Annotated in this window: 15 protein-coding genes; 12 read left to right on the top strand and 3 right to left on the bottom strand. The window is 33.3% G+C overall.

Annotated elements, in window-relative coordinates:
- From JM658_RS11810 to JM658_RS11755, 12 genes are all read left to right on the top strand, one after another.
- A complete protein-coding gene (locus JM658_RS11810) occupies positions 1-939 on the top strand; it encodes a bifunctional riboflavin kinase/FAD synthetase (RefSeq protein WP_236959472.1) in 939 nt (312 codons plus the stop codon).
- Positions 929-2,272 (top strand): HTTM domain-containing protein, encoded by a 1,344-nt coding sequence (locus tag JM658_RS11805; RefSeq protein WP_236959471.1) that lies wholly within the window; start codon positions 929-931, stop codon positions 2,270-2,272. The genes JM658_RS11810 and JM658_RS11805 overlap by 11 nt, the downstream gene beginning before the upstream one ends.
- 231 nt (positions 2,273-2,503) lie before the next feature.
- A complete protein-coding gene (gene serS, locus JM658_RS11800) occupies positions 2,504-3,772 on the top strand; it encodes a serine--tRNA ligase (protein ID WP_236959470.1) in 1,269 nt (422 codons plus the stop codon).
- Between the two features lie 225 nt (positions 3,773-3,997).
- Positions 3,998-5,785, top strand: coding sequence for a tetratricopeptide repeat protein (locus JM658_RS17220; RefSeq protein ID WP_236959469.1), 1,788 nt, complete (start codon positions 3,998-4,000; stop codon positions 5,783-5,785).
- A 132-nt stretch (positions 5,786-5,917) separates the two neighbouring features.
- Positions 5,918-6,229, top strand: a complete 312-nt coding sequence (locus JM658_RS11790) for a DUF4286 family protein (RefSeq protein WP_236959468.1) — start codon at positions 5,918-5,920, stop codon at positions 6,227-6,229.
- A gap of 182 nt (positions 6,230-6,411) precedes the next feature.
- On the top strand, positions 6,412-7,278 hold the full coding sequence (rsmA, locus tag JM658_RS11785; protein WP_236959467.1) for a 16S rRNA (adenine(1518)-N(6)/adenine(1519)-N(6))-dimethyltransferase RsmA: 867 nt from the start codon (positions 6,412-6,414) through the stop codon (positions 7,276-7,278).
- Between the two features lie 137 nt (positions 7,279-7,415).
- Complete coding sequence (gene mgtE, locus JM658_RS11780) at positions 7,416-8,771, top strand: magnesium transporter (protein ID WP_236959466.1); 1,356 nt, start codon at positions 7,416-7,418, stop codon at positions 8,769-8,771.
- A gap of 141 nt (positions 8,772-8,912) precedes the next feature.
- Positions 8,913-9,392 carry a hypothetical protein gene (locus JM658_RS11775; RefSeq protein WP_236959465.1) on the top strand — a complete coding sequence of 160 codons (480 nt, stop codon included), beginning with the start codon at positions 8,913-8,915 and terminating at the stop codon, positions 9,390-9,392.
- Between the two features lie 160 nt (positions 9,393-9,552).
- Positions 9,553-10,488, top strand: coding sequence for a 2-hydroxyacid dehydrogenase (locus tag JM658_RS11770; protein ID WP_236959464.1), 936 nt, complete (start codon positions 9,553-9,555; stop codon positions 10,486-10,488).
- 41 nt (positions 10,489-10,529) lie between these two features.
- Positions 10,530-10,979 (top strand): DUF1801 domain-containing protein, encoded by a 450-nt coding sequence (locus tag JM658_RS11765; RefSeq protein ID WP_236959463.1) that lies wholly within the window; start codon positions 10,530-10,532, stop codon positions 10,977-10,979.
- A 101-nt stretch (positions 10,980-11,080) separates the two neighbouring features.
- The gene (locus JM658_RS11760; RefSeq protein WP_236959462.1) at positions 11,081-11,440 is read left to right on the top strand and encodes a TM2 domain-containing protein; all 360 of its coding nucleotides are present in this window, start codon (positions 11,081-11,083) and stop codon (positions 11,438-11,440) included.
- A gap of 100 nt (positions 11,441-11,540) precedes the next feature.
- Positions 11,541-11,864 carry an ArsR/SmtB family transcription factor gene (locus JM658_RS11755; protein ID WP_236959461.1) on the top strand — a complete coding sequence of 108 codons (324 nt, stop codon included), beginning with the start codon at positions 11,541-11,543 and terminating at the stop codon, positions 11,862-11,864.
- A 51-nt stretch (positions 11,865-11,915) separates the two neighbouring features.
- Here JM658_RS11755 and JM658_RS11750 read toward each other — a convergent pair whose 3' ends face one another.
- From JM658_RS11750 to JM658_RS11740, 3 genes are read right to left on the bottom strand one after another with little or no spacing between them, the layout of a single operon-like run.
- Complete coding sequence (locus JM658_RS11750; protein WP_236959460.1) at positions 11,916-13,736, bottom strand: GNAT family N-acyltransferase; 1,821 nt, start codon at positions 13,734-13,736, stop codon at positions 11,916-11,918.
- Between the two features lie 58 nt (positions 13,737-13,794).
- On the bottom strand, positions 13,795-15,045 hold the full coding sequence (locus JM658_RS11745; RefSeq protein ID WP_236959459.1) for an aspartate kinase: 1,251 nt from the start codon (positions 15,043-15,045) through the stop codon (positions 13,795-13,797).
- Complete coding sequence (locus JM658_RS11740) at positions 15,042-15,527, bottom strand: GNAT family N-acetyltransferase (protein WP_236959458.1); 486 nt, start codon at positions 15,525-15,527, stop codon at positions 15,042-15,044. The genes JM658_RS11745 and JM658_RS11740 overlap by 4 nt, the downstream gene beginning before the upstream one ends.
- Positions 15,528-15,597: the final 70 nt, after the last annotated feature.

Below are 15,597 nucleotides of genomic sequence, written 5' to 3'. Positions count from 1 at the left end.
GTGATTATAAAGCGTAATCTTTTTGATAAAGAAGAAAATTACTATACGGTGGTAACTGTTGGTACCTTTGATGGAGTTCATGTGGGGCACAGAAAAATTATAGATAAATTGGTGGCAAATGCTATTGCAAACGATTTAAAATCTACAATCTTAACGTTCTTTCCACACCCTCGTATGGTATTGCAACAAGCTACGGATTTAAAATTATTAAATACTTTAGACGAGAAGATTTCCATATTAAAAGAAACTGGTTTAGATCAGCTTATCATACATCCATTTACAAAAGAGTTTTCTAGACTTACTGCGGAAGAATATGTAAAAGACGTTCTTGTAGATAATATAAATGCTAAGAAAGTAATTATTGGTTACGATCATCGCTTCGGAAGAAATAGAACAGCAACTATTGATGATCTTATAGATTTTGGAGAGAAATACGATTTTGAAGTTGAACAAATTTCTGTGGAAGAGGTTGATGAAGTGTCTGTAAGTTCTACAAAAATTAGAAAGGCTCTCGAAGAGGGAGATGTAAAGACAGCAAATACTTTTCTTGGGTATTCTTATATGCTAACAGGAGAAATTACTCAAGGAAAAGGCTTAGGGAAGCAAATAGATTTTCCGACTGCCAATATTTATATCAAAGAGAAATATAAACTCATTCCTAAGATTGGAGTTTATGTTGTTAAGAGTGTTTACAATGGGAAAGTGGTATTTGGAATGATGAATATCGGCTTCAATCCTACTGTAAATGGCGAGAAGAAGACAATAGAGGTTCATTTTATAGATTTCAATGAAGATCTTTATGGTACTGAAGTAAGAGTAGAAGTGCTTGAAAGGTTACGCGATGAAACTAAATTCGATTCTATAATTCAGCTAAAAGAACAACTTATTAAAGATAAAGAGGCTACTTTAGCCTATATCGCTAAAAACCATGCTCAATAAACTTTTATTTACGAGAATAGATAATTCTGCACTTGTGGTGTTTAGAGTTATTTTTGGTTTTTTAATTTTCATGGAAGCTATAGGCGCCATTTTTACGGGTTGGGTAAAACGTGCACTTATAGATCCTAAATTCACATTTAATTTTATAGGATTAGATTTTTTGCAACCATTACCGGGTAATGGGATGTATTTCTATTTTGCTATTATGGGCATTTTTGGACTCTTAGTAATGGTGGGATATAAGTATAGATATAGTATGAGTGCTTTCACTATTATGTGGGCAGGCGTTTATTTTATGCAAAAGAACTCTTATAATAACCATTATTATCTGTTATTATTACTTTGCCTGATAATGATTTTATTGCCTGCGAGTCGTTATTTTTCTGTGGATGCTCGGAATCCTTCTTATAAAAGAATATGGATGCCCAGATGGTGTTCTCTAATAATAATTCTTCAAGTTTGGATTGTTTATACTTATGCTGCTATTGCAAAGTTATACCCAGATTGGTTAGATTTTTCTGTTGTTGAAATGTTGATGAAATCTCGTGCACACTATTATTTGATAGGAGATATTTTACAGCAACATTCAGTTCATGTGTTTATTACTTATACCGGAATTCTATTCGATCTTCTAATAGTTCCTTTACTGCTGATAAAAAGAACCCGCAAGTGGGCATTTTTTGCTTCGATTTTTTTCCATTTGTTTAATTCTATTGTTTTTCAGATCGGAATCTTCCCGTATATGTCGCTCGCATTTAGCTTATTCTTTTTTGAGCCTAAAACGATTCGCAATTTATTTCTGAAGAAAAAAGAGTTGTATACTGCTAATGAAATAGTGGTTCCTAGCTACAGAAAACCATTGCTGATTCTTGGAGGTTTGTATTTTACGATTCAAATACTACTTCCGCTTCGTCATTGGGTAATTAAGGATAATGTACTATGGACAGAAGAAGGACACCGATTAAGTTGGCGAATGATGCTAAGAGGAAAATCTGGGGTAATTAGCTTTAAATTGGTTAATAAAACAACGGGAAGGACTCACTATGTAAATCTAAAAGATTATTTATCTCCTAAGCAACGCCGTATTGTAGCTACTAAACCAGATGTTATTTGGCAATTTGTTCAACATTTAAAGAGAGAATATCAAGAAAAGGGAGAGGAGATTAGTGTGTATGCTACTTCGAGTAAGGTGAGTGTGAATAATAGTGAATGGATGTCTTTTGTGAAACCCGATGTAGATCTTGCTACTGTTTCTTGGGACTACTTTAAGCACGCAGATTGGATTTATCCTTATAATCCTAAAGAGAAAGAGGAGAAACGAATTAAAGATTAAAACACTTTTTTGTGGCTGCTTTTACGATGCTTTTTATTAATAAAAGAGCAAGTATTATAGTGAAGGAGTTATGTTTTTCTTATTAAAAATGAGATGTCTTCACTTCTGAATTAAAAAAACATAAATACATTTCTTAATCACCCGTAAACGTTTAAATTTGTGCTTCAGTTTTGCTGAAAAATTGCATTACTGGGCAAAAAAATCATTTTTATAAATTAAATAAGTATAATCATGCTTCAAGTACAGTTTATTAGAGAAAACAAGGAGGAGGTAATTAAGCTACTACAAGTAAGAAATGTAGAGGCTTCAATGATCGAGCAAGTGATATCCTTGGATGAAGAGCGTAGAGCACTTCAGGCGCAATTAGATAACATATTGGCCGAGTCTAATAAATTGTCCAAAGAGATTGGTGGGTATTTTAAAAGTGGTGATGTAGAAAAGGCAAATGCCTTAAAAGCACAAACAGGAGAGTTAAAAGAGACTTCTAAGACTTTAGGAGAGCAATTGAATGTGAAGTCTGAAGAATTATCAAGTTTATTATATAAAATTCCTAATATCCCGCATCCATCTGTTCCTGCTGGGAATTCTGATGAGGATAACGTTGAGATTTTTAAAGAAGGAGCTGTTCCAGAATTAGAAGGAGATGCTTTACCACATTGGGAGCTTGCTAAAAAATACGATATCATTGATTTCGATTTAGGAGCAAAAATTACAGGAGCTGGTTTTCCTGTTTACAAAGGAAAAGGAGCACGTTTACAACGAGCGCTAATCGCTTATTTTTTAGATAAAAATACAGCAGCAGGATATACAGAATACCAAGTGCCACATTTAGTGAATGAAGCTTCAGGTTTCGGTACTGGGCAGTTGCCAGATAAAGAGGGACAGATGTATCATATTGGTGCAGACGACTTATATTTAATTCCAACTGCGGAAGTTCCTGTTACTAATATTTTTAGAGATGAGATAGTTTCAGAAAGTAGTTTACCAATTAAAATTACTGGTTATACACCATGCTTTAGAAGAGAAGCAGGGAGTTATGGAGCACATGTTAGAGGATTAAATAGACTTCATCAATTTGATAAAGTGGAAATTGTACGAGTAGAACATCCAGATAATTCTTATAAAGCATTAGATGGAATGGTTGCTCACATTCAAGAAATTCTAAGAGAATTAAAACTTCCTTATAGAATTTTAAGACTTTGTGGTGGAGATTTAGGATTTACTTCTGCCTTAACATTCGATTTTGAAGTGTATTCTACTGCTCAAGAGCGTTGGTTAGAAATTAGCTCAGTTTCGAATTTTGAAACATATCAGGCAAACCGCTTAAAGCTTCGTTTTAAAGATGAGAATGGAAAGAGTGTTTTAGCACATACTCTAAACGGAAGTTCTTTAGCATTGCCGAGAGTTTTGGCAGGAATATTAGAGAATTACCAGACTCCAGAAGGAATTAAAATCCCTGAGGTTTTAGTGCCATATACAGGTTTCAATATGATTTCGTAACGCTATAATTAGTATTTAAAATATTTTAAAAAATACAAAGAGTGTCTTTTCGGGCGGAGTCGAGAAATTTCATCATTCAGGTGAAGGTGTTTTCGACTCCGCTTTTATATATCTATTTGTTAGTAGCTATTTAGTTCTTCATTATTAATCGATTATATTTGAGAACTAAGCATTATATTTATGCGATAGCATTATAAAGCGACTCAAAATAAATAATATCTATCTGTGAAATACTTTTTTATAATATTCTTTTCTCTATTAAGTTTTTCTGATCTTTTTGCTCAGAACCAAGCTATTGCACAGCAGTATTTTGAGAAGGGAGATTATGAAAAAGCCATTGTTTACTTCCAGAAGCTTTATGATCAAAATCCAAACAATAGGAACTATTTTATGAGTTTGGTTGCTTCTTACCAACAGGCAAATCAGTTGGAAGAGGCAGAAAAGATTTTGCTCAAAAAATTAGAAGATAAAAATATCTATCCAGTTCTTTTTATAGAAACAGGCTACAATTATCAATTAATGAATCAAGAAGATAAAGCCAATCTATATTATGATAAAGCCGTAGCGAGCCTTGATAGTAATCCTAATTTTGCGTTTGCAGTAGGAGGTGCTTTTAAGGAGAAAGCATTGTTGGATTATGCAGTAAAGACCTATAAAAAAGGAATGTCTTTAAACCCTAAGCTAAATTTTAACTACGACTTAGCGTATATCTACGGGGAGCAGGGTGATATCGAAAACATGTACGAGATGTACTGTGACCTGATGTTAGAGCGTGAGAATTTAATTGGGAATATAAAAAGAAATCTAAGCGCTTTTATTAGTGAAGATAGTGCGAGTGAAAATAATATTTTATTCAAGAAGATTCTCCTGCGACGCTCACAAACAAATCCAGATTTACTTTGGAACGAGTTGTTGAGTTGGCTATTTATTCAGCAGCAAGATTTTAAAAGTGCTTTTATTCAAGAGAAAGCAATATACAAGCGCTCGTTAGAACCTAAATTTAATGTTATTCTAAATGTAGCTAGAATGGCTTCTCAGAGTGGAGATACAGAAACTTCAAAGTCAATTTTTGAGTTTATTATTTCAGAAACTCAGAATCCAGAATTATTAATATATGCAAATCTGGAATTAATTTCTATCTCTTTAGATACAGCCACTAAAAAAGATTATGATCTGGTGGAGCAAGATTTTAAGATGCTTTTAGATACATACGGAATGTCTTCACAAACGATCGAAGTACAGTTAAAATATGCCTCATTTCTAGCCTTTAATCGCGATAGGAGTGAAGAAGCAATTCAGCTATTAAAAGATGCGTTGGAATTACCTTTAAATAGGTTTTCAATAGCTCAAGTACGAATGGCAATGGCAGATATCTTGGTTTATGATGAGAAATTCAATCAGGCGCTAATTTACTATTCACAAGTCCAAAAGGACATGAAAAATCATGTTGTAGGTCAGCAAGCGCGTTTTAAAGTAGCGCAGACGAGTTTTTATAAAGGTGATTTTGATTGGGCAGAAACACAACTCAAAGTATTAAAATCATCAACCTCTCAATTAATTGCCAACGATGCTTTGGAGTTAAAACTTTTGATTTCTGATAATATAGTAAACGATTCTACGCATACTGCATTAAAACTTTATGCGAAAGCAGATCTTATGGCTTATCAGCATAATAATGAAAAGTCGATTTCATTATTAGAAGAAATTTTAGAGAATCATAAGGGAGAGCCAATTGAAGACGAAGCATTATTAATGCAAGCCGAATTGTTAGAAAAAGGAGGATCCTATGAGAAGGCAGCATATAATTATCAGAAAATAATTGAGTTTTACCCTGAAGGAATCCTAATGGATGATGCTTTGTATAAATTAGCTGCTATTTATAGTGATGAATTATCGAAACCTGAAGAGGCAAAAAAACTATTAGAGCGTATAATATTTGAGCATCAAGACAGTATTTATTTTGTTGATGCTCGTAAAGAATATCGTGAACTTCGTGGAGATGCTGTAAACTAATTACTGCCGAAGTTTTTTAACATAGATACGAGTTGTTAAGATCTAGATTGTTAATTTTGGAACCGATTATTTTTTGTGCTTTAATATAAGAGCAAGTGTTAGATTATAAATTGATAAAAGAATACGGAAAGTATGTATATATATAGTGTTACAACAAATGTAGAGGAGCAATCTCATGAAGCATGGGTCGCTTGGATGAAAGAGACTCATATTCCCGAAGTGCTAGCAACGGGAAAATTTACAAAAGCAACAATGACGCGTGTTTTGGTAGAGGAAGAAATGGGAGGTATAACCTATTCTGTGCAGTATTTTACTAAAGATAAAGATACGTTAGACCGTTATTATAAAGAAAACGCAGAAGAGTTGAGAGGAAAAGTACTTAAGAAATTTGCGAGTCAGTTAGTTTCTTTTAGAACGGAGTTAGAAATTATAAGCGAGCATTAAATCTATTTTTATGAATTAGAGTTTTGGAAAAGGTTTAGATTATAGAATATATACGTTGAGGTTTTAGCTTTGCTTACAGCAGTTTTTATAGCCAGAAATATATATTTTAACCCGTCTGATCAGAAAGATTTCTATTTCATTAATAGCTTAAAGCTTTCTAAGCATATTATATACATATTGCTATGAGTAAGAAAAAAAAGAAGTACGATCATACTCCTTATAAAAAAGGACGTGCCGATAATGATTCTCCCGTTAAGGCTAAAAAGCATTTGGGGCAGCATTTCTTAAAAGACGAGGCAGTTGCTGAGAGAATAGGAGATACGTTAACGCTTAATAATTACAAGAAGGTTTTAGAGATTGGTCCTGGGACAGGTGTATTAACAAAATACATACTTAAAAAGGATGTAGGTCTTATAGCTATGGATCTTGATAGCGAATCTATTTTATACTTACAGCAAAACTTCTTGTTAGAGCATCCAGGACTTGCAAATTCTAAAAGTGAATTTAAGGTTGTAGAAGCTGATTTTTTAAAATATGATACTTCACAATTATTTGGGGAGGAACAATTTGCTATTACAGGAAATTTTCCTTATAATATATCTACTCAAATAGTTTTTAAAACTTTAGAACTAAGAGATCAAATTCCAGAATTTACTGGAATGTTTCAAAAAGAAGTAGCTGCAAGAATTTGTGAAAAGGAGGGTAATAAAACTTACGGAATATTATCTGTATTGGTGCAAGCTTTTTATGATGCAGAATATCTTTTTACAGTTCCACCAGAAGTTTTTAATCCACCGCCAAAAGTAGAATCTGGAGTATTACGATTAATAAGGAAAGAAGATTATTCGTTGCCTTGCGATGAAAAATTGTTCTTTAAGGTTGTAAAAGCCGCTTTTGGACAACGTAGGAAAACATTACGTAACAGTTTAAAAACATTTGAGTTAACAGATAATTTAAGAGAAGATGTTATATTTAACCGTAGGCCAGAACAGATGAGTGTAGATGATTTTATAACACTTACGGTTAATATAGAGAAAGATTTATTGTAACCTGCGCAAGGGATAGTAGCGGCATCCTTTTAGTATAATATCCAGCGCGTAGCAAGTGGATATTATACTAAAAGATATAGCAGATAGCCCGATAACCATTTTTTATGGTTATGTGCCCAAAAAACAAGAAAAGATAGATGGTTCCATTTAAACTTACGGAGGAGCTCATAGAGCAAATAGAGCAACTTATTGAAAGCAACGGTGATGCGACGTTATTGCATATGATGGAAGATTTTCATTATGCTGACGTTGCAGAGATTATCCATGAGCTTAATTTAGAAGAATCGACTTATATTATTAAGTTATTAGATAGTGAAAAAACTTCTGATATACTTACAGAGTTAGATGAAGACATAAGGGAACAGATCCTAGGGAATCTTTCTGCTAAAGAGATAGCTGAAGAAATTAGCGAGCTTGATACCGATGATGCAGCGGATATTATTGCGGAGCTTCCTGATGATCGTGTAAATGAGATTATAGCTCAGATTGGAGATAAAGACCATGCGAGAGATATTGTTGAACTTTTACGTTATGATGAGAGTTCCGCTGGTGGACTTATGGCGAAAGAGCTGGTAAAAGTTAATGAAAACTGGAATGTGCTCACTTGCGTGAAAGAAATGAGAAAGCAAGCGGAAAATGTAACCCGTGTGCATTCTATATATGTGGTTGATAATGACGACAAGTTGAAAGGTAGACTTTCGCTGAAAGATTTGTTGACGACTTCTACTAAAGCAGAAATTAGTAGTGTTTATATTCCAAAAGTAGATTATGTAACCGTTAATGACAAAGGTGAGGATGTGGCTCGTTTGATGTCTAAATATGATTTGGAAGCTATTCCTGTGATTGATGAATTAGGGCGCTTGGTAGGTAGAATTACGATTGATGATATTGTGGATGTTATCCGTGAGGAAGCAGAAAAAGACTACCAAATGGCTGCGGGTATTACCCAAGATGTAGAGGCTAGTGATAGTATTGTTGAGCTTACAAAAGCGCGATTACCATGGTTGTTAATTGGAATGCTTGGGGGATTAGGAGCAGCTAGTATTATAGGTAGTTTCCAAGGGGCATTGGCGAAATTTCCTATTTTATTGAGTTTTGTACCCTTAATTCAAGCAACCGCAGGAAATATGGGTGTTCAGTCTTCTGCAATTGTAGTGCAAGGACTTGCTAATGATACTATAAAAGGAGAAATGCTTCATAGGCTCGGGAAAGAATTCTTGTTAGGTCTTATTAACGGAATGGCAATTGCTTTTGTAGTACTTTTAATAAGTCATTTTTTATTCGATACTACATATTTGGTTTCTGTAACCATAGGTATAGCTTTAATAACGGTAATTATCATTGCTGCAATAATAGGAACGTTTGTTCCAATCTTTTTAGATAAAAAAGGAATTGATCCAGCTGTTGCAACAGGGCCATTTATTACAACAAGTAATGATGTTTTCGGAATATTAATATATTTCACAATTGCAAAGTACATATTGGGCTTCTAAGTGTAGTTTGTGTGGTAAAGATTGCCTTTTGACGAATATTAATGTTAAAATCTAGTCTAAATTCTCTTGCTTGTCTATACTTATATTATTTTTGCGTAAATTAAAGCACCCCCTCCCCTTAAAATTTCATAGGGACTTCTTATGCCGAAAAAAAGTAGTTTTAAAAGCCACATACAGAGAGAACTTGTTAAGTTATACGACGTTAGTTGTAAACTTAAGGAGACCTATAATGAATGCCAATATTATATGACTCCTGATGAGTTAAAGATGTTTTATGAGGAGAGCTTTTTTTCTAAATATAATTTCTGTAACGACATACGTCTATACTTAGAGAAAAACCATAATGTTTCTTTTTTTAAATCACGACTTATAAACTCTTTCTATGTTACGAAAATTACTTTATTTCTATTTATCGAAAAAGACGGTTGTGGTTATCTTTTTGAGAATGCTTTGGCTTTGGAGGAGCAAAACAATAAGTTGTTATTAAAACTATTGGAAGAGCACCTACCAGATGAATTACGGCATAAGCTACTAAAACATTCTTTGGGACAGGAAAAAAGAATTGAAAGTCTTAAGAATATTATAGCTAGGCATACCAGTAATGTTTTGCATAATAATTAAGTTGTTATAGTTGGGTTTTATAAACTGACCATTCTCTTAAGTATTCTTTATTATATAATTAAATCTAAAGGTAATATCTTTGTATTAAGATAAGACTTGAGCAATTTGTATGCTTTAAAACTTATCTGTTTTTTAATTAAAAGCATTTAAATTATATATAATGAACGTACTTCATTTAGATACAAACCATCCTCTTCTTTTGGAGCAACTAGCTGCATTAGGATTTAATAACGATACAGATTATACTTCCTCAAAAGAGGAGGTGGAAGCGAAAATAAAAGATTACGATGGACTCATAATAAGAAGTAGAATCAAGATAGATGCTCAGTTTTTAAGAGCAGCTACAAATTTAAAATTTATTGGTCGTGTTGGTGCAGGATTAGAAAATATCGACATGGATGTTGCTAAAGAGCAAGGAATAAAATTATATAATGCCCCTGAAGGAAATAGGAATGCTGTTGGAGAGCATTCCTTAGGAATGTTACTTTCCTTATTTAATCATTTAAATAAAGCAGATAAAGAGGTTCGTGGCGGTTTATGGCAACGAGAGGAAAATAGAGGCTTAGAGTTAGAAGGAAAAACTGTAGGAATAATTGGTTATGGAAATATGGGAAAAGCCTTTTCTAAAAAGCTAAAAGGTTTTGATGTTGATGTATTGTGCTATGATATTGTTGGAGGAGTAGGAGATGAGAACGCACGGCAGGTGGGAATTTTAGAGTTTAAGAAAAGAGTAGATGTTGTGAGTATCCATACCCCGCAAACACCTGAAACATTGGGGATGATAAATAAAGAGTTTATAGATTCTTTTGATCGCCCATTTTGGTTTATAAATACAGCTCGAGGAAAAAGCGTAGTTACTGAAGACTTGGTAGCTGCTTTAAAATCTGGAAAAGTTTTAGGTGCTGGCCTAGATGTTTTAGAATATGAAAAATCATCTTTTGAAAATCTATTTACTGATGAAATGCCAGCAGCCATGAATTATTTGATAGAAGCAGATAATGTTCTTCTTACACCTCATGTTGCAGGATGGACCATAGAAAGCAAAGAAAAATTGGCGCAAACAATTGTAGATAAAATTAAGGCAGATTTTTCTTAACTTTATAAGAGAAGTGTCTAATGTCTTAATTATCACCATTTATGACAAGTGCAAATACAGTAGAAGATTATTTAAATACGGTCCCCTTAGAAATACGACCAGCATTTAATAAATTGCGAGCTGTAATTTTAGATAATTTACCGAAAGGTTTGGAGGAGAGATTGAGTTATGGAATGATTGGTTATGTAGTTCCACATTCTATTTATCCAAAGGGATATCACTGCAACCCAGAACTTCCACTTCCCTTTATAAATTTAGCTTCCCAGAAAAATTACATTTCACTCTACCATTCTGGATTGTATGCAGATGAAGAAATTTATAAATGGTTTATTAATGAGTATCCAAAGTATACATCGTCAAAATTAGATATAGGAAAGAGCTGTGTTCGTTTTAGAAAAATGGATCAGATTCCTTATGAGTTGATAGCAACATTATTGAGTAAAATGGATGTTGAAACTTGGATAGGCCTTTATGAAGAGACAATAAAATAGTAAACGTAATAAATATCCTAAATATTAAAAGGAAGGCTTTGGAATACTGGTAGTATTTTTAGTAATTTAGCCACTTAAACCAATTTAAAAAAAAAGAGGAAATGAACGATAACGAGAAAAACTTCGAGGATAAGGCAAAAGATTTTTCTGAAGAAGCTAAGAAAACAGCAAATGAGTTTAAAGAGGGAGCAAGAGAAGCTCAGACATCTTTTGAAACTCAGAATAATAAAAAAGTAATGGCTGGAGTACTAGGAATAGTATTAGGAGCTCTAGGAATCCATAAATTTGTTTTAGGTTATCAGAAAGAAGGGTTAATTATGTTATTAGGATCTATCCTTACTTGTGGGATTTTAGCACCTGTAATGTCTATTATAGGACTAATAGAAGGAATTATATACCTAACAAAGTCTGATGAAGAGTTTTTCCAAACGTACCAAATTGGTAAAAAGACTTGGTTCTAAATAATTATTACTAGTGTCTAGAAGCGTTTGTTTCTAGACACTAGCATTTACATTTCCCCCATTTCATAAATTGTTACAGCAAAACGAAAAGATTATAATTATGGGGTTTACTAAAATATTAGCGCATACGCTGGAGCAAAATGAACTCTCCAAAACTTTTAAAGCCTTAGGGCATCCTGCTCGAATATCAATACTTCAATATATAAGCAATAATCCAAACTGTATTTGTAATGATATGGTTAGAGATATTGATTTGGCACAAGCCACTATTTCTCAACATTTAATTGAGTTAAAAAAGGTAGACTTGATTAAAGGAACTCCAAAAGGTAAGAAAACCTGTTATAATATCAATATAGATAAGCTTTACGAGGTAAAACAGTCTGTAGGGTCTTTCTTTAATGAAACTCAACAAGGAAACAGCTAGACAAAGTTAATTATCTAGCGGTTTAACTATATTTTGAAAAACTGTAATCAGTTATTTTAAATTTTCTTCGTTGGCATCTTCCATGTGCTTGCGCTCCAATTCTTCCTGAAATTCTTCCATTACGGGCTTAACTGTGCTCTCTGGTAAGTCAGCAATTTTTATATACATAAGTCCATCTACAGAGTTATTAAATAGTGGATCGACATTAAAAGCTACAACCTTTGCATTTTGTTTGATGTATTTTTTGATCAAAACAGGAAGGCGTAAGTTTCCTGGTTCTACTTCATCAATTAAACGATCAAACTTATTAAGATCTGCTTCTGTTTCATCAAAAACAAATTCTTTATCTGCGTCTTTAAGTTTTACTTTAAATTCTTTCTTTGGACTTATATATTGTGCTACGTATGGATCCCAATAGTGAGACTTCATAAACTCAATCATTAGAGATTTTGAGAAGTTCGAAAATTGGTTACTAATGCTTACTCCCCCAATTAGGTATTTGTGTTCTGGGCGACGTAAAGTAGTATGTACAATTCCTTTCCATAATAAAAATAGTGGCATCGGTTTCTGTTGGTAATCGCTTACTATAAAAGCACGTCCCATTTCAATCGATTCACTCATCATTTTATATAGCTCGGGTTCAAATTTAAATAGGTCTTGAAGATAAAAACCATCAATTCCTTTAGCTTTAAAAATATCAGCCCCCATTCCCATTCTGTAGGCTCCAACAAGTGTTTTTTCTTGATTGTCCCAAAGGAAGAGGTGGTGGTAAAATTCATCGAATTCATCTAAATCAATTGCTTGATTTGTTCCTTCTCCAACTTCTCTAAATGTAATTTCTCGGAGTCTTCCTATTTCTCGAAGTATGTAAGGCATTTGATTGGCCTTAGCTAAGAAAACTTCGTAGTTTTTACTTTGTAGCAATCGTAAGTCATTTTCTCTTAATTGAGAAACCTCCTGATCCATAAGTTCTTTACTCACTGGAGTAATGATTTCTTTTGGGGAACGAGGGAATTTAAAGCTCGTAGGAACTTTATCGAACAAACGATCTTCTTCAAAAGCATTAGAAAGCATATATGTTTTTCTTCTAAGGAAATCAGTAAATTCCTCTAAGCTTTCATGTTCTTTTTGAGCTTCTACGCTAATAGGTCTCCCTATTCTTACGCGGATAACTCTGTTGCGTTGTGTGATAACTTCAGAAGGTAATTTTGCTGTTCTTAGTGTATCATTTAGTTTAGAAAGTCTATAGAATAACTTGCTGTTTTTAGCATGAAAATAAATAGGAACAACAGGAACTTCAGCCCTTTTTATAAGTTTCATAGCTGCCTCTTCCCACGGTCTATCTACAATAAGTTTTCCGTCACGATACGTTGATACTTCCCCAGCAGGAAAAACACCCAACGGATGTCCGTCCTTTAAATGTTTAAGGGATTGCTTGAAGCCAGCGATACTACTTTTTGCATCTTTATGTTCTTCAAAGGGATTTACTGGCATTATAAAAGGAGCCAATGGTTTTATACGATGAAGTAAAAAATTGGCAATTATTTTATAATCAGGTCTTTGCTCTAAAAGTAATTTTAAAAGTAAAACACCATCAATTCCACCAAGAGGGTGATTGGATATTGTTACATAAGCGCCATCTTTAGGAAGTCTTTTTAAGTCTTCTTGATGGATTTCAAAATTTATCTCAAACTCTTCTAAAATGGAATTTAAAAAGTCTAAATCCTTTTTGTCTTTGTGTTTGTCGTATACTTTGTTTATTGCAGATATGTTAAGAACTTTCATAAGGATCCACCCGCTGAAAGTTCCTAAGAAACCATATTTATCTACATTTATTACTTGAGCAATTTCTTTCGCAGTAACTAATCCCATTTAAATCTTATTGAGGTCAAATCAATACAAATATAGAAAAAGAAAGCGAGCTCTTAGTTTATTTTACGACCAACTGGATTGTTTCTTGCGTACGTTGTTCAAGTAAAATTTCTTTTCCTTCCTGTAAAGAAGCTATTGCATTTTCATCAAAATGTCTTATTGTATACAATGCAACGTCTTCATAATGCGTAACTTTAAACTTAGATTTTAATACCTTTAGTAGGTCTTCAAGTTTATTATATTTATTCTCTACACATACAGAAAAACTAATTGCAGAATTTTGAATAAGATCAACTTTCATTTTATTATCATGAAATAATTTGAAGATTTCACTAATATTTTCTTCTACAATGAAAGAAAAATCTAAAGAAGAAAGTTTCATTAAAATCTGATCTTTCTTAACGATAAAGCAAGGAACATTAGGAGTGATTCCTTTTCCTTTCATTACAACGGTTCCGTCCTCTGTTGGATTGATAAAGGACTTAACATGTAAAGGTATTTCTTTTCTTTGTAGCGGTTGCAAAGTTTTAGGGTGGATTACAGAAGCACCATAAAAAGCAAGCTCAATAGCCTCTCTATAGGAAATTCTATTTAAAAGCTCTGCATTTTCAAAATATCTAGGATCTGCATTTAAAACCCCAGGGACATCTTTCCATATGGTAACAGAATCTGCGTTTAAGCAATAAGCAAATATAGCAGCGGTATAATCCGAACCTTCTCTTCCTAAAGTAGTGGTGAAGTTATTGTCATCACTTCCAAGGAAACCTTGCGTAATATTTAAGCAGCTTTGATCTATGTTTTGGGCTATGTTTTTTTGAGTATTTTCCCAGTTCACACTTCCCTCTCTATAATCATCGCTAGTTTTAATATAATCTCTAACATCCAACCATTTGTTTGTAATGCCTACTTCTTTAAAGTACGCACTAAGAATAGTTGTAGATATAAGTTCTCCATATCCAACAACTTGGTCGTATACGAACGCATATTTTGGAGATTTATTCCAAGCTAAGAACCCTTTTACTTGTTCAATTAACCCTTTTACTTCCGCAAAAATAGGGTGCTTGTCATTTTTGAATAGTGCTAATGATATTTCATTATGGTACTCAATAATTTCATTGAAAGAAGCATCTAACGCTGTCTTGTCTTCGAAATAATTTTTTACAACCACTTCCATGGCATTAGTGGTTTTTCCCATTGCAGAAACCACTAATAATGTATTTTGATGACCAACAGTTTGTAATACTTCAACTACGTTTCTTATTCCTTCTGCATCTTTAATAGATGCTCCTCCAAATTTAAAAATTCTCATGAATTAGTATTTGCTATAAAATTCTTAATTCCTTTTTCGTCCAATTGCACCGTATTCCAGTCTCTTAAAATAGCTGCACCATTCTTTTCATAGAATGCAACAGCAGGAGCGTTCCAGTCTAGAACTACCCACTCAATGCGTTTAACACCTTCTTGGTGTCCTTGTGTTATTACTTTTTCAAATAAAGCACTTCCTAAACCTGTTCCGCGCATACTTTTTCTTACCACTAGATCTTCAAGATGAATAGTTTTGCCTTTCCACGTTGAATAACGGTTGTAATATAGAGCCATGCCTTCAATTCTGCTTCCTACTTCAGCAACAAAACATCTAAAAAGCGGGTTTTCTCCAAATCCGTCATTTATAAGATCTTCAACAGTAACTTCTACAGCATCTGGTTCTTTTTCAAAATCTGCAAGCTCTTGGATAAGTTCCAAAACTTGACTCATATCTTCTTTCTGTGCTTCTCTAATTGTGTACTTCATATCTGTTACAAATATAACTTATAGTTATAAATATATAAAAATGAAATTTAGCGAAAACGTTGTAGTTTCA

The organism is Joostella atrarenae (genome assembly GCF_021764745.1).
Taxonomy (GTDB): Bacteria; Bacteroidota; Bacteroidia; order Flavobacteriales; family Flavobacteriaceae; genus Galbibacter; species Galbibacter atrarenae.
The sequence above is the reverse complement of the archived record's forward strand: the minus strand, read 5'-3'. Positions and strand labels throughout refer to the sequence as shown.